This window comes from Rhizobium sp. Root1334 (genome assembly GCF_001426665.1).
Lineage (GTDB): Bacteria > Pseudomonadota > Alphaproteobacteria > Rhizobiales > Rhizobiaceae > Pararhizobium.
Map to the genome: position 1 here is coordinate 123,057 of NZ_LMEY01000001.1, position 16,359 is coordinate 139,415.

Genomic DNA, 16,359 nt, shown 5'->3' on the forward strand with positions numbered 1-16,359 from the left:
GATTGTAGCCGCAGTACGCTTTTGGCCTTGTGTCAGTATGGACACAAGGCACTGGGCTGACGATACCGGTTCAGTCGCAAACGTCCGTATGCCATGTTTGAACCGAGCAATGCGGCAAAAGCACGATAGTGGGAGAATTATCGTGCTTGCGGGGTACGCCGGAATGATACCGGCGTTGATGACGGGCCGCCATCCGGCAGGCCCGCTATATCCAAAATCAGGCGTAACGACGCAGAACCAGCGAGGCGTTGGTGCCGCCGAAGCCGAAGGAATTCGACAGGGCGACATTGATCTCGCGCTTGCGCGCCACATGCGGCACCAGATCGATCTTGGTTTCGACCGACGGATTGTCGAGATTGAGCGTCGGGGGAGCGACATTGTCGCGGATCGCCAGCGCGCAGAAAATCGCTTCGACAGCACCGGCTGCACCAAGCAGGTGGCCAATCGCCGACTTTGTCGATGACATCGAGACCTTGCCCGCATGCTCGCCGAGAACGCGCTCGGCAGCACCCAGTTCGATCGTGTCGGCCATGGTCGATGTGCCGTGGGCATTGATATAGTCGATATCGCCTGCCGACAGGCCAGCGCGCTTCAGAGCCATCTGCATGCAGCGATACGCGCCGTCGCCGTCCTCGGCCGGTGCCGTGATATGGAAAGCGTCGCCGGAGAGACCGTAGCCAACGACTTCGGCATAGATTTTGGCGCCGCGCGCCTTGGCGTGCTCGAGTTCTTCCAGCACGACGATACCGGCGCCCTCGCCCATGACGAAACCGTCACGGTCCTTGTCATAGGGGCGCGATGCCTTGGTCGGGTCGTCATTGTGCTGGGTGGAAAGCGCCTTGCAGGCGGCAAAGCCGGCCAGCGCAATGCGTGAAATCGGTGACTCCGTCCCGCCGGCGACCATCACGTCGGCATCGCCCAGGGCGATGAAGCGGGCGGCGTCGCCAATGGCGTGGGCGCCCGTCGAGCAGGCGGTAACGACGGAATGATTGGGGCCGCGCAACTTGTGGCGGATCGATACCTGGCCGGAGGCAAGGTTGATCAGGCGGCCCGGAATGAAGAAAGGAGAAACCCGGCGCGGGCCACGGTCGCGCAGCGTGATGCCGCCTTCAACGATGCCTTCGAGGCCGCCGATGCCCGAGCCGATCATCACGCCGGTGGCGATCTGGTCTTCGTCGGTCTTCGGATGCCAGTCAGCGTCGGCAAGCGCCATATCGGCGGCGGCCATTGCATAGACGATGAAACTGTCGACCTTGCGCTGCTCCTTCAACTCCATCCAGTTGTCCGGATTGAAGGTACCATTGGTGCCATCGCCGAACGGCAGGCGGCAGGCGATTTTTGCGGGAAGGTCTTCGACTTCGAATTCTGTGACTTTACGGGCGGCGTTTTCGCCGGCGATGAGCCGCGACCAGGATATCTCAGTCCCGCAGCCCAAGGGAGATACCATGCCGGTACCGGTGATAACGACACGTCTCATGCCCGTGATCCATCCTGCCTGTTCGTTCCAGAACCGGACCGGACCTCGCGCAAAAAACCGGATCCGTACATCCTATTCCGTGATGCTGTACTGCGTGATCTCAGGTACGGAAGCCTTGAGGCTTTCCTTGATCATGCTTTTTGCTCTCGTAACGGAGAGCGCGCCCCATGAAGGGACGAAAGGCGGGCCGCAAAGCGCCCCGCCCGAACACGGCCTGATATTAGGCCTGTGCCTTCTCGATGAACTTGACAGCGTCGCCGACCGTCAGGATCGAATCCGCTGCATCGTCAGGAATTTCGACGCCGAACTCTTCTTCGAATGCCATGACCAGTTCGACGGTGTCGAGCGAGTCAGCGCCCAGATCGTCGATGAAGCTTGCGCCTTCCGAGACCTTTTCGGCATCGACGCCAAGATGATCAATAACAATTTTCTTTACGCGTTCTGCTACGTCGCTCATGTCGGATTCCTCGACCTTTGTTTTTCTCAACGATGCCGTTCTGACATCGGTACCCTATTAACGCCTGACAGATCAAGACGATCCGCCTGGCAATTCGTTCAACCGGAAGCGGGCAAACCACGCCTGCCAAAGCCAGCATATACCGCATATCTTCCGATCGACTGCGCACAGTCATGGCCCGCTTAACACGGTTTAAGTCTGCCGCAAAGTCCGAAAATGGCCGGGAATGGCTTGGTCAACATGCAATTCCCGGTATTTCGGCCCCACATCTCCGATAGAGCCGGAAACGTGGTGGCACAGGCCTTTGACGGCCTATGCCAAGGGGTTAGATCATCGCCATGCCGCCGTTGACATGGATGGTCTGGCCGGTGACGTAGGCCGCCTCGTTGGAAGCCAGATAAGCAACCGCCGACGCCACTTCGCCGCCGGTGCCCATCCGCTTCATCGGGATGGCGCCCATGATGGCGTCCTTCTGCTTGTCGTTCAGCTTGCCGGTCATCGCACTTTCGATGAAGCCCGGGGCGACGCAGTTGACCGTCACGTTGCGGGTGGCGATTTCCTGGGCAAGCGACTTCGACATGCCGATCATGCCGGCCTTGGCGGCACAGTAATTGGCCTGGCCCGGATTGCCGGTCACGCCGACGATCGAGGTGATGTTGATGATGCGGCCATGGCGGCGGCGCATCATCGGATGCGTCAGCTCGCGGGTCAGCCGGAAGACCGAGGTCAGGTTGACTTCGAGAACGGCATCCCAGTCTTCGTCGCTCATCCGCACGAACAGGCCGTCCTTGGTGATCCCGGCATTGTTGACGAGGATGTCGACGCCGCCGAGTTCGGCTTCGGCCTTTTCGCCGAGCGCCTTGACGGCATCGCGATCAGCCAGATTGGCCGGGAAGAGATGAACACGCTCGCCAAGCGAATTGGCAAGCTCTTCCAGCTTTTCGACGCGGGTGCCGTGCAGGCCGACGATGGCGCCCTGCGCATGCAGGATGCGGGCAATCTCTTCGCCGATGCCGCCGGATGCGCCGGTAACGAGGGCCTTGCGGCCAGACAGATCGAACATGGTCTTGGGTCCTTGTTGGGTTCGGCTTAGCCGAGCAGAGCTTGAAGCGCCGTATCGATATCGGCGGGAGAATTGACGGCGATGCCGGTGACAGTCTTGTCGATGCGGCGCGCCAGGCCGGTCAACACCTTGCCGGAACCAACCTCGTACAATGTCGTCACATCATGGGCGGCAAACCACTCGACGGTCTCGCGCCAGCGGACCTGGCCGGTGACCTGCTCGACCAGTAGCTTGGCAATCTCGTCCGCATCGGTGACCGGGGCTGCGCGCACATTGGCGATCAGCGGCACGGCCGGATTGTTCTTTGCGACCGTGGACAGCGCCTCGCGCATGGCGTCGGCAGCCGGTCCCATCAGCGTCGAATGGAAGGGAGCGGAAACCGGCAGCAGGATGGCGCGCTTGGCGCCTTTTTCCGTCGCCAGGGCAGCCGCCTTTTCGACAGCCGCCTTCTCGCCCGAAATCACCAGCTGGCCGCCGCCATTGTCATTGGCGATCTGGCAGGAACCGAGGGCGGATGCTTCCGTGCAGACGGCATCAACATCCGCATGCTCAAGCCCGATGATCGCTGCCATCGCGCCTTTGCCGACCGGAACCGCCGCCTGCATGGCGTTGCCGCGAATGCGCAAGAGCCGCGCCGTATCGGCGAGCGAAAACGTGCCGGCGGCACAGAGTGCGGAATATTCGCCAAGCGAGTGGCCGGCGACGTAGGAAACCTTGGATTTCAGGTCGAGACCTTTTGCTTCGAGGACCCGCAGCGCCGCGATCGACACCGCCATTAGCGCCGGCTGGGCGTTGGCTGTCAGCGTCAGCGTTTCCTCGGGACCGTTCCACATGATATCGGAGAGCTTTTCGCCGAGTGCGTCGTCGACTTCGGCAAAGACGGCGGCGGCTTCCGGAAAGGCCTCGGCCAGATCCTTGCCCATGCCCAGCGCCTGGCTGCCCTGTCCTGGAAATGTGAATGCAATTGCCATGAGGTTATTCCTCGTCATGCGCAGCCTGGCTACGCCGTTTCATTCCAACCCATTGCCGGCAAACATAAGGCAGGCAGGAGCTTTTTCCTCTCCATTCACATTCCTGACGCATGAGTCAAGCTTTCGAGCCCCAAAGCCGGCGCCTGTGCACGGCTCTGCTTTTCTCTTGCGCCGCAGCAAACAGCCTCTACATTCGCCGCCGGACACAGTTTGAGGCACGTTAAGCACCATGAAATACAACACACTCGGCCGCACCGGCATCACGGTTTCGGAAATCTGCCTGGGCACCATGACCTGGGGCACGCAGAACAGCGAAGCGGAAGCGCATGAGCAGATGGATTATGCCGTCGGCCAGGGCGTCAACTTTTTCGACACTGCTGAGCTTTACCCCGTCACTCCGGCCGGCCCCGAAACCATGGGCCTCACCGAAGACTATATCGGCACATGGCTGAAGAAGAGCGGCAAGCGCGATGACATCGTCGTCGCCACCAAGGTCGCCGGTCCCGGCCGTCCCTATATTCGTGGTGGAACGCCTGCGAGCCCCAAGACCATGCGCGAAGCGCTTGAAGTCAGCCTGAAGCGCCTGCAGACCGATCATGTCGATCTCTACCAGATGCACTGGCCGAACCGCGGCCACTATCATTTCCGCCAGTCGTGGACCTATGATCCCTCGCATCAGGACACGTCCGCGACGATCGACGATCTCCACGCCATCCTCGAAACGCTGGGCGCCTTCGTCAAGGAAGGCAAGGTCCGCGCCGTCGGCCTCTCCAACGATACCGCCTGGGGTACGATGAAGATGCTGGCGCTTGCCGAGAAACTCGGGGCTCCCCGCATCGCCTCGCTGCAAAATGAATACAATTTCCTCTACCGCGCCTTCGACCTCGATCTGGCCGAAGTCAGCCATCATGAAAATGTCGGCCTGCTTGCCTATTCGCCGCTCGCCGCCGGTCTTCTCTCCGGCAAATACCTGAACGGCGCCAATCCGGAGGGTTCACGCCTGTCGATCAACGGCGACCTCGGCGGCCGCTACACCGAATATCAGGAGCCCGCAGTCCAGGCCTACGCGGCGCTGGCTCGCGAACACGGTCTAGACCTCGCCCAGATGCAGCTCGCCTTCAGCCTCACCCGCCCCTTCATGACCTCGGTGATTATCGGCGCGACGAGCATGGCACAGCTGAAGACGAATATCGGCGCAAAGGATGTGGTTCTGTCAGCCGACGTGCTGAAGGGCATTGCGAAACTGCACAAGATGTATCCGGCGCCCATCTGAAACATTCGGCCGGAAGGCCACACCGTCCTTTCGCGGGCGGTGTGGCTCTGACGTATTCAAGGCGCTCCCGCATGAATGTGCGGCACAGCCGGCCTACCGGACAGGCTTAGGCTCGGGGAAGGTCCAGGAGCCATCGAGAATGTCCGCGCGTGGACGATACAGCCTCACCGTGTAGTTCCAGCCCTTCATGACCGGCAGGCAATTGGGGATTTTCCCGTCGCAGCCGCCGAACTGCACCGAAATCGATCCGTCCGGATTTTTCTTGGCCGTCACATTGTTGAGCGAATAGGAATTATAGGGATTCTTTTCGTAGTAGCCCCCGGCATCGTAGAGACTAATCGACCAGAAGCCATCGACCGGAACATCCTTGACGTCGAGCTTGTAGACGACCGTTCCATCGTTGTTTGCCGGTGTAATGTTGAGGTAGGTCGCATCCTTGTCGGGGTTTCCGCCCCATCCGGCAGCACTGGCAACGAGATGGCGGACTGGATCCACGTCAGTCTTTGATCCGAACGCCCTGTTGAAATCCGGCATCGTCGTCGCCAGGATCAGCAGCGCGTCGCGCACCTTCTTCTGGCTGGCCTGGTCCCATTCCGGCAGGTCGAGTTTTCCCGGTCCTCCGGGCTGCTCAACATTCAGCTTGTCCTGAAGCGCGTGCACCTGCTTGACGTCGTCCGGGCTGTTCGGATCGACGAAGGTTCGAACCCCCACAACGGCATACCGGGTTCCCACCCCCTCCCTCGTCAGGGTGGTCGTCCCCGTGTAGGAAACCGTCGAGATGTAATGATCCTGGTTGATCACCATGAGCGACATAAAACGCCCGCCGGCGTCAGGCAGGGCGATACTGACTGGCCCTGCGTCGAGATCCACAACCGCCGACGAATACAGAGTGTCCCGGTTCAGGCGGATGACGGTCTGCTTATCGACATCGGCCGGCTCGCGGCGATGAAGAAATGTACCTAAGCCGCCCTCCCCGGCGAGATTATGGAAATAGAGATCGCTTTCCGCACGGATGAAATTATCGACGGTTACCGCGTCAGCGGCAAAAACGTCCGGGATGTGCAGAAGGAATGCCAGTCCAAGCATTCCGGCCCTTGCTGTAACTATACGGATCATTTCATACCTCTATCTAGCTGGCGTGAACGAGAACCGGCGCTTTCCCAGCGGCCGCCCACTGCTTCCTTCTTCGCAGCTGCATGGCCATAAAGTAGGGACCGTTGCATCGGGCAGGCACAATTGCCGGAACCAAGTCTATTTCCGGACCTGCTCAACGTCCGAAAGCACCCATGTCTTGTCGAACAAGGCCTTTGTCGGTGCATAGAGCCGGAACATCAGTTCGAAGTCCCGCTTTGGATCGGTCGGTATCCAGTTCATATCTTTGCCATCAGGCGCTTTCGGTCCGAGGAACAGATCGACCGAGCCGTCGGCATTCTTGATCAACTCCGGGATCTGCGACGAGCGGCTGGCGCGCGGCATGTTGCGGATCAGCGCATGGGTCTCACGATCATAGGCGGTCAGCGACCAATATTGCTCAACCGGCACGTTCGCAGGCACATTAAGACGGTATGTTTTTGATCCGTCAAAGGTCTTGCCATCCTTGTCCTTGATGGAAATTAAATAGAACTGGCCCGTTCCGAGGCGTTTGATGCCAATGTAGCCGTAGCTGTAAGTCAGGCCGCGAATATCGACGGGATAAGCGTCAGGCTCGTCGAAGGAGGCGGATGCGGCTTTGACCAATTCGGGGTTGGCCGGAAAATTCCAGCGTCCCTTGTCATAGAAGGGTATCAGTTCCGAGGCATATTTGGCTTCGAGCCACTGCTGCGCCTCATGAACACCAACTTCAAGCTGCTTGCTCGTTTGCACATCCGGTTCGAAGGGTTTGCCCTTCTGGATGCCAAGCGTCCTCAACTGGTCGATCATCACCCGGTCACGTGGCAGCCACGGTTCGGTTTGGATGATGCGGTCGAGCGATTTGAAAAAGCTGGCATCGTAGCGGATGGTGCTATCGAACAGTACGTCCTTGGCGTCGCTGAAAACCGTCTCCGATGGGTTGGCCGCCTGCGATAACGGATAGACCTTCAGTTTCTTTCCGTAGGCAACCGACTTCTCGATATCGGCTTCGCTATGGCTGGGGAGATTCGACCGGAGCAGCGCGTAGCCGCCATAGGTATCCGACTTCAGCGGGATGTAACCGTCTGGGATCTTTTCGGCGTAACCAGGCGGCAGGATGAGATATTTGCCGCCCTTGCCCTGATCCGCCCCCATAGGCCCCGCGTCCTCAAGCGGCATCTGCCAGACGTTGACGATGTTGCCGTTGATCGAGCCGCCTTGCGCAGGTGGTACCTCGATGACGATCGGCCCAACGTCCTTTGTGTTGGTGAAGGTCATCAGATAGATCGCGTCCGGATTGGGCGTCAGCGTCTGGTTGTGCCAGTCGAGTGGCCGGGACCAGTAGACGATCTGGTTGACCTTACCCTTCGTCTTTGCCAGCATTTCCTGCAGCATCAGATCATAGTTGACGGCCGGAATACCCCAGATGACGGCTTCCACAGCGCGGCGCTCAAGCGTACGTTGCCGCAATTCTTGAGGAGAGAAGGCCGCGACGGTCGTCGAGATCATCGCCGTGGCCAGCACGGTAACGAGGAACAAGCGTCTCATAACAATACTCCTTTGGATGCGGGTATCACAGGAGCACTTAGCGGCCGGGCGGGGAAGTACGTTACGGTTACAATGGTCGCAATGCACCGCACGGCAAGGGCTCGGGTGATATCCTGGGCAAAAATCATCCCCGCAAATCCCCGCCCTTAAAACCAGTGCCATACTCGCTGCGTCCCATCACGGATACACCGGAAAGCGTTGCCGGCGAGGTGGGGCCGGTGCCCGGATGGTTTGGCGAAACGCGCGCGAAATCCCCGGGGCTGCGTGAAAGGTGGTTCTCCTCCGGTTCGCAAATGAACCGGGCGTGCCGGGTGGTCACACCGTTCTTGGACGGTCCAGGGCCAAACCCCGCCGGATTGAAAGGCTTGGCGGATAAGCGGCNCCTCCGGTTCGCAAATGAACCGGGCGTGCCGGGTGGTCACACCGTTCTTGGACGGTCCAGGGCCAAACCCCGCCGGATTGAAAGGCTTGGCGGATAAGCGGCCGGGCTGGGGCATTGGAGGCTTTCCGGTCAGAGCGGAAAGCGCAGAAGAACCTGAGAAACGCGGCAAAAGACATAGAACGGGGCGCTGAGAGGTGTCACCTATTACTACTTTACGAGGCAGCTTTCAGCGCCCCGGCCAAGTTGCTCTTTGACACCCACGGCGACATTTTCGCGCGGGGATGGATCACGATGCGCGTCTGACGGCGTTAAGAAGAGAAAACACGCCACCTTCTGTCATGCATATTTTTTCAAAAGCCCTCAGATGGGCACGAGGCTCCCTGACGCCTCTTCCTTCAGCCAGCCGATGAAGTTTTGCACCGTGCTGCGAGTGGCAGTGTGCGGATGCGTGACGGCGTAATAGGCAAAATCGGTTGGCCAAGGTGTGTCCAACACAAGGGCAAGACGGCCAAGGGCAATCTCCTCGGTAACATAAAGGTCGCGGACCAGGGCCATTCCCTGACCAGCGATAGCGGCACGGACGAGCAGGAAATCGTCGTCGAATGAGGGGCCACGCCCGGCACGCTGATCGTCGGGTACACCGAGGGCCTGAAACCACATCGGCCAGTCCGCCCGTGCGCCATCCTGAAGAAGCGGATAGGCAAGGCAATCTGCGGGAGTGTTGATCGACGGTCCGTCCCTCAACAACGCAGGCGCTGCGACCGGCAGGAGGACCGGCGCCATCAACAGTTCCGAAACGAGGCCCGGATAGCGGCCAAGACCATGCCGTATCGCAACGTCGACGCGATCCCTTTGCAGATCGGCGAGTTCCGCCGTCGCCTCGACACGGACCTCGATATCCGGATGCCGGGCAGCAAACCGCCCTAGGCGAGGCACCAGCCAGGATGCGGCAAAAGATGGCTCCGTGCTGACGGTCAGTGCCGGTGGGACGTTTGCTGTTTCCAGAATTTCAAGACTTCGAGCGATCTGGTCGAAAGCCAGAACAAGCGCCGGGTGAACTCTCTCGCCAGCTTGCGTCAAACGGACACCATAGCGGGTGCGGGTGAACAGGATCACGCCGAGCCGCTCCTCCAGCTGCCGGATCTGCTGGCTAATGGCCCCGGCTGTGACACCCATCGCATCCGCGGCTTTCTTCAAGCTGCCATGGCGCCCGGTTTCAGCAAACGCCCGCAGCGCAAGAAGAGGGAGAACAGGATTCAAAGATTAGCCTACCTAAACTCTAAGAGAAGATTGAATCGTTTTTTATCGGTACCTATTCAATCTATTAACAGACAGGTGGCCGTCACACAAATTTAGAAAAGCGTATATCAAAAAGAGACACAGAACAGATGCCTAACCTAGTCCATGGACGAATTTCCACGACCACAGTCATGAATGGGTCAGCGGATCACACCGGATTTTTATCTCCCCAGCAGGACAACCTGAATGATTGACCTTTATACCGACGCCTCCCCGAACGGGTTCAAGGCAACAATTGCACTCGAAGAGCTCGCCTTGCCCTATCGCCTGCATCATATCGCCATCGACAAGGGCGAACACCGGCAACCGGCCTTCCTGGCCCTCAATCCACACGGCCGGATTCCCGTGATCACCGATCACGAGACTGGCGTCACCCTGTTCGAATCTGCCGCCATCCTGCTCTATCTCGCAGAAAAAAGCGGGCAGCTTCTTCCGCAGGCACCCCTTGCGCGATGGGAAGCGATCAAGTGGCTTCAGTTCCACTCATCGAGCCTCGGACCCCTTTTGGGCCAGCGGGTGCACTTCGAAATGTTTGCTGGCACAAAAATACCCGATGCAATCGAGCGCTACCGCCGCCTGACCGAAGATGCGTTCGCCGTGCTCGACGGCCAGCTGTCGGCGAATGAATGGCTGGCGGGTGACACTTATTCCGTCGCGGATATCGCCAATTTCGGCTGGACCCACATCGCCACGATCTGCGGGTTTGGCCTCGCTCATCACCAGCACCTTACCCGATGGCACGATCAGGTTGCGCTTCGCCCCGCCGTCCAGCGCGGCATTTCCCTTCCGGCTCCGGCAACGGGCCCTTGAGCACGCGTTTCACAGGATACCATCACGATGAACATCATCAACAACACTGTATCGACGGACAGCCTGCCTGGAGGCGCTTCCTTTGACGCCTTCGCGGCGCATCCGGGCTATCGCCGCATGTTCGCACCCGGCCACCTGACCATCGGTATCTTCCTGCCGCTGCGTTTCTGGCAGGGTGACATGCGGGTGCTGGAAGGCCAGGCCGAGCACGTTGCCGATATTGATCGGCGCGGTTTTGCGGCCGTGTGGGTCCGCGACGTCCCGCTCTACGATCCGAACTTCGGTGACGCGGGACAGGTCTTCGACCCGTTCACCTATCTCGCCTATCTGGCGGCGAAGACCGAACGCATTGCGCTGGCAACCGGAAGCGCGATCTTTAGTTTGCGCCATCCCATCGACCTTGCGAAAATGTCGACAACGATCGACCATCTGTCGGGTGGGCGGCTGGTGATGGGCATTGCGTCTGGCGACCGGCCTGTCGAGTTCCCGGCTTATGGCATTGATTTCGACACGCGAAGCGCACGTTTCGCCGAAACCGTCGCCTGGTTTCGCCAGCTTGTCGCCGCAGGCCAACCTTCCATCCGCGGAACTCTGGGCACGATCCAGGAGGCGACCCTCATGCCCAAGGCCGTAACAGGGCGTATCCCGCTCATTGTGACAGGATCAAGCCGGCAGTCGCCGGAATGGGTGGCTGAGCACGCGGATGGCTGGCTGACATATCCGCAGGCTACCCATACCGCGGATGGCCCCAAACGGCTTGCCGCCAACATCCGTGCATGGCGCAATCTTATCCCTGATGGCGGGTTCAGGCCGCATATGACCAACGAATGGCTCGATCTGGTCGATGATACCGACTTCCCACCCACCCCGCTGCAGGGCGGTTTCGTGCTCCGAACCGGCAGAAAAGGCCTGATCGCGCTGCTTCATGCGTGGCGGGAGGCCGGTGTCAATCATGCGGCCCTTGGCATCCAGTTTTCTCAACGCCCTGTTAAGGAGATTATCCAGGAACTGGCCGAGGAGGTCCTGCCGCACTTTCCCTCGTTTGAAGGTCATGAGCGGGTGGGAGCAAAATGGTGAGGGATATCGGCGCGAAGGATGAGGTGCTGCCAGCCGACGTCATGAAAGGCGGATGGGGCCGGCAGGCCTGTCCTGACAGCTCTTGATTCGGACAGCCGCGATGGCATCGGCGATAGACCTACTGTAGGATAATGCCCAGAGCACGCCGAGAAAGCCCGGATATGGAGCGCCATCTCGCAGCAATCCTGATCGCCGATGTCGTTGGTTACAGTCGTTTGAGCCAGATCGACGAGGAAGGCACGCGCGTTCGTTTCCAGACCGACATGAAACAGATCTTCGAGCCGGCGATTGCTGAGCACAATGGCCGGCTGGTCAAGACCATGGGAGACGGCGTGCTGGTGGAATTCCATAGCGTCGTTGATGCCTTGCGCTGTGCGATAGGCGTGCAGCAGCAGAAAGCAAAGCAGAATGCCGCCACGCCACCCCATCTCCGGCTTGAGTTCCGCATCGGTGTCAATCTCGGCGACATCATCGTCGAGGGGGAGGACATCCATGGCGACAGCGTCAACATTGCGGACCGGATACAGGCGCTGGCCGAACCGGGCGGCATCGCCATTTCCGGAACGGCCTATGACCAGGTGAAGACGAAGCTTGCGGTCGGCTATGCCTCGCTCGGCGAACAGAAGGTCAAAAGCATCAGTGAGCCTATCCGGGTATACCGGATTTTGCTGAACCCGGCAGTGGCGGGCATAACGATTGGCGCCCCCAGAAAACGGCGTTCCTGGCGGGTTCCGGCCGCAATGGTGGCGATACTTGCCCTTCTGTTGGCGGGTGCTGCCTTCTGGTGGCAACCGTGGACACTTCTCCAGACGCCTGCGGCCGTGAACCGTCTGGCTTACCCGCTGCCGGACAAGCCCTCGGTCGCCGTATTGCCCTTTATCAATGTCAGCGGCGACAAGGAACATGATCACCTTGCTGAAGGGCTGACAGACGATCTCATCACCGAACTGTCGAAGGTGTCCGGCCTATTCGTCATCGCACGCCATTCCGTTTTCGCGATCGGCGATGCATCCGGAAAGATTCAGGACGTGGCTGCGGAACTCGGCGTCCACTACGTTCTGGAAGGCACATTGCAGCGGGCGGGAGCAAGATTGCGGATCAACGTCAAGCTGATCGATGCGCTCACCGGACTGTCGCTCTGGGCCGAACGCTACGATCGCCAGTATGCCGACCTCTTTGCCGTGCAAGACGATGTCATCGGCAAGATCATCTCGGCCCTGGCCGTCAAGCTCAGCGAGGGCGAGCGGGACCAGTTGGCGCGAATCCCCACCGACAATCTGGAGGCCTACGATTATTATCTGAGAGCGGAACAGGAGGGCATAACCTATAGCGACGTCGAGACCTATCGCAGGACCCTGTCGTTTTACCAGAAAGCAATCGATCTCGATCCAAACTTTGCCAATGCTCACGCCGGCATCGCCCGCGTCGCCGTCGATGTCTGGCGCAACGACTACACCTATCTCTGGTCGGCGGCCGTGGCCCGCAAGATCGCCTACGACGCGGCGGGGCAAGCCTTGAAGCTGGATGCCAAAAACGCCAGGGCGCTGGCTGTACTTGCCTTGCTTCAACTGGTCGACGGGCGGGAGACCGAGGCGATTGCGTCCGCCAACCAGGCGGTGGAAGCCCAGCCAAGCGATGCGGAAGCCTTTGGAAATCTGGCACTCATTCTCGCCCACACCGGTAGCCATGAACAGGCCATCGCTGAAATGGAGAAGGCTCTGCGGCTTGACCCCTCCCCGCCGCCAAGTTTTCAGCTCCTGGCCGGCATCGTCTTTTACACGGCGCGCGACAACGAGCGGGCCATCCCCTTCATGGAAGCGGCGCGGATAGCGCTGCCCAACGCCGAACCGGTGCATGAATATCTGGCGGCGGCATACATGACGCAGGGCGACCGGACGCGCGGTGCTGAAGAAAAGGCAAGGTTGCTTGAACTGTTTCCCGACAGCAATCTGACCTATTACGGCTATCTCTATGACTACTGGCACGAGGACGACCTGCAGTATCACCTGACCGGCCTGCGGGCAGCCGGCATTCCCGAATGGCCTTTCGGGTTTGAAGGCGCCAAGGCCGATCGGCTCAGCGGGGCAGACCTGCGAAATCTGGTGAACAACAAGACATGGACCGGCAAGCACAAGAACGGCACCGATTTCATCCAGTATTTCGACACGGCAGGAAACACCGCCTATCGCAGCGCCAATACCAGCATTACCGGTGTGACCGAAATTCAGGACGACCGCCTCTGCGAGACGTTTGCCGGCTATTTTCTGGATCGCATGGTCTGCGGATATGTCTACCGCAACAGGGACAAGCAGAACCCTGCCGCGCAATATGTCCATGTCACGCCGCAAGCCCTGAAGTTTTTTTCGCTATCCCCCTGACGGAAGACACAAACCCGGCGGCGGCGGACGGATCAATTGACGCTCTTGCGCCAATCCTTGTGCAGCTTTTCCGTGACAAGGGTTTGCTGGACTTCTGCCCAATGCTTTTGTGAATTGCCGACCTTGGCCGGGTTCTTTTCAAAACCGTCGGCAGCACCCGGATCATAGCTGATATAGAGTTTTCCTTCGATGATCCGCCAGGCTTTCGGATCGATATTGGTGGTCACCGTACCAAGCGAGACACCGTCGGCACAATATCCGCCATACTGCGGCGCATATCTGGCCGGTTCCTTTATGAAGAGGTCCCGGTTTTCGGCGCTCACAAAATGCCAGGTCGCGCCCAGCCAGTGATGACTGTATTTCTCTGATCCTTCCACGGCTTCATTCTGCGTGAAATAGGCAACCGGATCGTAACCTCGAATCGCCACGTCGCCGAAATAGCCCGTGTTGACCAAGGGATCCTCGGCCGCCGCGCCAGAGGCAAACAGCAGCAAACCGGCAAGACCTGCGGCCACTGCTGCACGCGTGACAAAGGTTTTTCGCTTAGCATCAGACATAACATGCTCCGTTTGGCCGGCCGGCGTGCGGTTTGAAGGAAAACTCACTTTCGTTTCGTACATTCGGTGTAGAGCCACTCGCCAACGATACCGGCTTGCTGGCAGACAGCGCCTGCCTTCAAAAGCAGGCCTGCGGCCTCCCAATGCTCCCGCCAACCGGCCTGGGTCAAAGGCGTCACGCCGTTTCGTTCCTTTGCCTCGATGTCCGCCTTGCTCTCCAACAGAAATGCGACCACATCCGTGCGGCCCTCTTCGGCGGCCGCGTGAAGCGGCGTCATATGATAGAAATTCCTGTTATCGTTCACGGCCGCGCCCTTCGCGACAAGTAGCTTCACGACATCAAGATTTCCGCCATAGGCAGCGGCATGCAAGGCAGTCAGTCCGCCTTTATTGCGCACCTCGATGTCAGCGCCGCGTTCCAGCAGAACGGCAACGACGTCCGCATGTCCGGCAAGCGATGCGAGAACAAGCGGCGGATCGCCCGCGCCATCGGGTTCCGCCACATCAGCACCCTGATCCAGCAGGTGTTTCGTGCCCGCAACATCTCCATTTTTGGCCGCATCGTGCAAAGGGCCAGCCAATACAACCGACGCCCAAAACATGGTCCCAACAACGGAAGTGCAAAGAAAATTCATCTCTCACCCACCCATCCCGCTCTGGTTTGGCAACAGCCGAAGGGTATTTAAGATATCATGAATGTACCCCTGGAACAAGAATCGCACGGGAAAGTCGCCGTTTTGGGCAGAGGCGATCCGGTTCCCGCCACGATAAAAATTATCCCCGTAACCCACGGCGATCCTTCGCGCGGCGACGATGCATGTTGTGGGTGCGACAGATACCGGACCACTCCCTCCACTTGTGGGTAGGATTAGGGAGCAGCAAGGCCACAGGCGCGGAGCACAAGAAGCCCCTCCCGGCCCGTTAAGCCACCCTCCCCACAAGGGGAAAGGAAAGAAGGGCCGCCCGCCCCCTAAATTCCCCTCACCCCTTGCTTCCTGCCCGAAAATGCGTATAAGCGCGCTGTTCGCAACACCCGGTCTTCTGGCTGGTGGCTGAACGGAGGGCCGGTTTCCCTTAAGAGACCTGTCAGGACCTAAAGGGGTCCAGCCTCCCGTGTCTCCGCTCTCGACCGTCTCGAAACAACACTTTCTTGCCGGCTGCTCGCAGCCACTTGAACAGTCGTTGAGGCTTAGCCGCCGATTTCCGGGTGACGATTAACGCAAGAAAGGCAAAGCCTCATGGCTCTTTATGAACATGTATTCCTTGCCCGGCAGGATATTTCCGCACAGCAGGTCGACGCTCTCGTCGAACAGTACAAGGGTGTACTGGAAGCTAACGGCGGAAAAGTCGGGCGCGTCGAAAACTGGGGCCTCAAGTCCCTGACGTACCGCATCAACAAGAACCGCAAGGCTCACTACGTTCTGATGGACATCGATGCTCCGGCACCGGCCGTTCACGAGATCGAGCGCCAGATGCGCATCAACGAAGACATCCTTCGTTACATGACCATCGCTGTTGAGCAGCATGAAGACGGCCCGTCCGCCATGATGCAGAAGCGCGACCGCGACGACCGTCCGCGCCGCGATGGCGACGATCGTGGCCCGCGCCGCGAATTCGGCGACCGCCCGCCACGTGGTGATCGTGAAGACCGTCCGCGCCGTCCGCGCGAAGACCGGGCATAAGGAGAGAAGACCATGGCTGATACACTGTCCGCTCCGGCACGCCGCCCGTTCCATCGCCGTCGCAAGACCTGCCCCTTCTCCGGCGCCAACGCTCCGAAGATCGATTACAAGGACATCCGTCTGCTGCAGCGCTACATTTCCGAGCGCGGCAAGATCGTTCCTTCGCGTATCACGGCAGTTTCCCAGAAGAAGCAGCGCGAACTGGCCCAGGCCATCAAGCGCGCCCGCTTCCTCGGCCTCCTGCCTTACGTCATGTCCTAAGACTTGACCGTCCG

The 16,359-nt window shown here is 59.5% G+C and carries 15 protein-coding genes; 6 read left to right on the forward strand and 9 right to left on the reverse strand.

The window, feature by feature from the left end; translation table 11 throughout:
* Positions 1-217: 217 nt before the first annotated feature.
* The 4 genes from fabF to fabD form a co-directional block, all read right to left on the reverse strand.
* Positions 218-1,477 (reverse strand): beta-ketoacyl-ACP synthase II, encoded by a 1,260-nt coding sequence (fabF, locus tag ASD36_RS00570; RefSeq protein ID WP_060503537.1) that lies wholly within the window; start codon positions 1,475-1,477, stop codon positions 218-220.
* A gap of 220 nt (positions 1,478-1,697) precedes the next feature.
* Entirely contained in the window at positions 1,698-1,934 is a 237-nt protein-coding gene (locus ASD36_RS00575; protein WP_018327362.1) for an acyl carrier protein, read from the reverse strand.
* A gap of 325 nt (positions 1,935-2,259) precedes the next feature.
* The gene (gene fabG, locus ASD36_RS00580; protein ID WP_060503538.1) at positions 2,260-2,997 is read right to left on the reverse strand and encodes a 3-oxoacyl-[acyl-carrier-protein] reductase; all 738 of its coding nucleotides are present in this window, start codon (positions 2,995-2,997) and stop codon (positions 2,260-2,262) included.
* A gap of 26 nt (positions 2,998-3,023) precedes the next feature.
* Entirely contained in the window at positions 3,024-3,968 is a 945-nt protein-coding gene (fabD, locus tag ASD36_RS00585) for an ACP S-malonyltransferase (RefSeq protein ID WP_060503539.1), read from the reverse strand.
* 229 nt (positions 3,969-4,197) lie between these two features.
* Between fabD and ASD36_RS00590 the strand changes: the two genes are divergently transcribed.
* Positions 4,198-5,241: an aldo/keto reductase gene (locus ASD36_RS00590; RefSeq protein ID WP_060503540.1), complete on the forward strand. Its 1,044-nt coding sequence runs from the start codon at positions 4,198-4,200 to the stop codon at positions 5,239-5,241.
* A gap of 93 nt (positions 5,242-5,334) precedes the next feature.
* On the opposite strand, the gene ASD36_RS00595 is transcribed toward ASD36_RS00590, so the two are convergent.
* The 3 genes from ASD36_RS00595 to ASD36_RS00610 form a co-directional block, all read right to left on the reverse strand.
* Positions 5,335-6,327: a DUF1254 domain-containing protein gene (locus ASD36_RS00595; protein WP_060503541.1), complete on the reverse strand. Its 993-nt coding sequence runs from the start codon at positions 6,325-6,327 to the stop codon at positions 5,335-5,337.
* 165 nt (positions 6,328-6,492) lie between these two features.
* Positions 6,493-7,899 carry a DUF1254 domain-containing protein gene (locus ASD36_RS00600; protein WP_060503542.1) on the reverse strand — a complete coding sequence of 469 codons (1,407 nt, stop codon included), beginning with the start codon at positions 7,897-7,899 and terminating at the stop codon, positions 6,493-6,495.
* Between the two features lie 742 nt (positions 7,900-8,641).
* Positions 8,642-9,541, reverse strand: a complete 900-nt coding sequence (locus ASD36_RS00610) for a LysR substrate-binding domain-containing protein (RefSeq protein WP_060503544.1) — start codon at positions 9,539-9,541, stop codon at positions 8,642-8,644.
* Positions 9,542-9,766: 225 nt separating this feature from the next.
* On the opposite strand from ASD36_RS00610, the gene ASD36_RS00615 reads away from it, so the two are divergent.
* The 3 genes from ASD36_RS00615 (at position 9,767) to ASD36_RS00625 (ending at position 13,845) form a co-directional block, all read left to right on the forward strand.
* A complete protein-coding gene (locus ASD36_RS00615) occupies positions 9,767-10,390 on the forward strand; it encodes a glutathione S-transferase family protein (RefSeq protein ID WP_060503545.1) in 624 nt (207 codons plus the stop codon).
* A 27-nt stretch (positions 10,391-10,417) separates the two neighbouring features.
* A complete protein-coding gene (locus ASD36_RS00620; protein WP_060503546.1) occupies positions 10,418-11,467 on the forward strand; it encodes an LLM class oxidoreductase in 1,050 nt (349 codons plus the stop codon).
* Positions 11,468-11,628: 161 nt separating this feature from the next.
* The gene (locus tag ASD36_RS00625) at positions 11,629-13,845 is read left to right on the forward strand and encodes an adenylate/guanylate cyclase domain-containing protein (protein ID WP_060503547.1); all 2,217 of its coding nucleotides are present in this window, start codon (positions 11,629-11,631) and stop codon (positions 13,843-13,845) included.
* Between the two features lie 32 nt (positions 13,846-13,877).
* Here ASD36_RS00625 and ASD36_RS00630 read toward each other — a convergent pair whose 3' ends face one another.
* Both ASD36_RS00630 and ASD36_RS00635 read right to left on the reverse strand, forming a co-directional pair.
* On the reverse strand, positions 13,878-14,402 hold the full coding sequence (locus ASD36_RS00630) for a YHS domain-containing (seleno)protein (RefSeq protein WP_060503548.1): 525 nt from the start codon (positions 14,400-14,402) through the stop codon (positions 13,878-13,880).
* Positions 14,403-14,446: 44 nt separating this feature from the next.
* Positions 14,447-15,037: an ankyrin repeat domain-containing protein gene (locus ASD36_RS00635; RefSeq protein ID WP_060503549.1), complete on the reverse strand. Its 591-nt coding sequence runs from the start codon at positions 15,035-15,037 to the stop codon at positions 14,447-14,449.
* A 603-nt stretch (positions 15,038-15,640) separates the two neighbouring features.
* Here ASD36_RS00635 and rpsF point away from each other — a divergent pair.
* A complete protein-coding gene (gene rpsF / locus ASD36_RS00640; protein ID WP_037107253.1) occupies positions 15,641-16,084 on the forward strand; it encodes a 30S ribosomal protein S6 in 444 nt (147 codons plus the stop codon).
* 12 nt (positions 16,085-16,096) lie between these two features.
* Positions 16,097-16,345 carry a 30S ribosomal protein S18 gene (rpsR, locus tag ASD36_RS00645; RefSeq protein WP_037107250.1) on the forward strand — a complete coding sequence of 83 codons (249 nt, stop codon included), beginning with the start codon at positions 16,097-16,099 and terminating at the stop codon, positions 16,343-16,345.
* The last annotated feature ends 14 nt before the right edge of the window (positions 16,346-16,359 follow it).

Bases quoted from the DNA above. Each gene is read 5' to 3' on its own strand.
- ASD36_RS00575 (WP_018327362.1), bottom strand. From the start codon at position 1,934: ATGAGCGACGTAGCAGAACGCGTAAAGAAAATTGTTATTGATCATCTT.
- fabD (WP_060503539.1), bottom strand. From the start codon at position 3,968: ATGGCAATTGCATTCACATTTCCAGGACAGGGCAGCCAGGCGCTGGGC.
- ASD36_RS00635 (WP_060503549.1), bottom strand. From the start codon at position 15,037: ATGAATTTTCTTTGCACTTCCGTTGTTGGGACCATGTTTTGGGCGTCG.
- ASD36_RS00625 (WP_060503547.1), top strand. From the start codon at position 11,629: ATGGAGCGCCATCTCGCAGCAATCCTGATCGCCGATGTCGTTGGTTAC.
- ASD36_RS00595 (WP_060503541.1), bottom strand. From the start codon at position 6,327: ATGCTTGGACTGGCATTCCTTCTGCACATCCCGGACGTTTTTGCCGCT.
- ASD36_RS00600 (WP_060503542.1), bottom strand. From the start codon at position 7,899: ATGAGACGCTTGTTCCTCGTTACCGTGCTGGCCACGGCGATGATCTCG.
- rpsR (WP_037107250.1), top strand. From the start codon at position 16,097: ATGGCTGATACACTGTCCGCTCCGGCACGCCGCCCGTTCCATCGCCGT.
- ASD36_RS00620 (WP_060503546.1), top strand. From the start codon at position 10,418: ATGAACATCATCAACAACACTGTATCGACGGACAGCCTGCCTGGAGGC.
- fabG (WP_060503538.1), bottom strand. From the start codon at position 2,997: ATGTTCGATCTGTCTGGCCGCAAGGCCCTCGTTACCGGCGCATCCGGC.
- fabF (WP_060503537.1), bottom strand. From the start codon at position 1,477: ATGAGACGTGTCGTTATCACCGGTACCGGCATGGTATCTCCCTTGGGC.
- ASD36_RS00590 (WP_060503540.1), top strand. From the start codon at position 4,198: ATGAAATACAACACACTCGGCCGCACCGGCATCACGGTTTCGGAAATC.
- ASD36_RS00630 (WP_060503548.1), bottom strand. From the start codon at position 14,402: ATGTCTGATGCTAAGCGAAAAACCTTTGTCACGCGTGCAGCAGTGGCC.
- ASD36_RS00615 (WP_060503545.1), top strand. From the start codon at position 9,767: ATGATTGACCTTTATACCGACGCCTCCCCGAACGGGTTCAAGGCAACA.
- rpsF (WP_037107253.1), top strand. From the start codon at position 15,641: ATGGCTCTTTATGAACATGTATTCCTTGCCCGGCAGGATATTTCCGCA.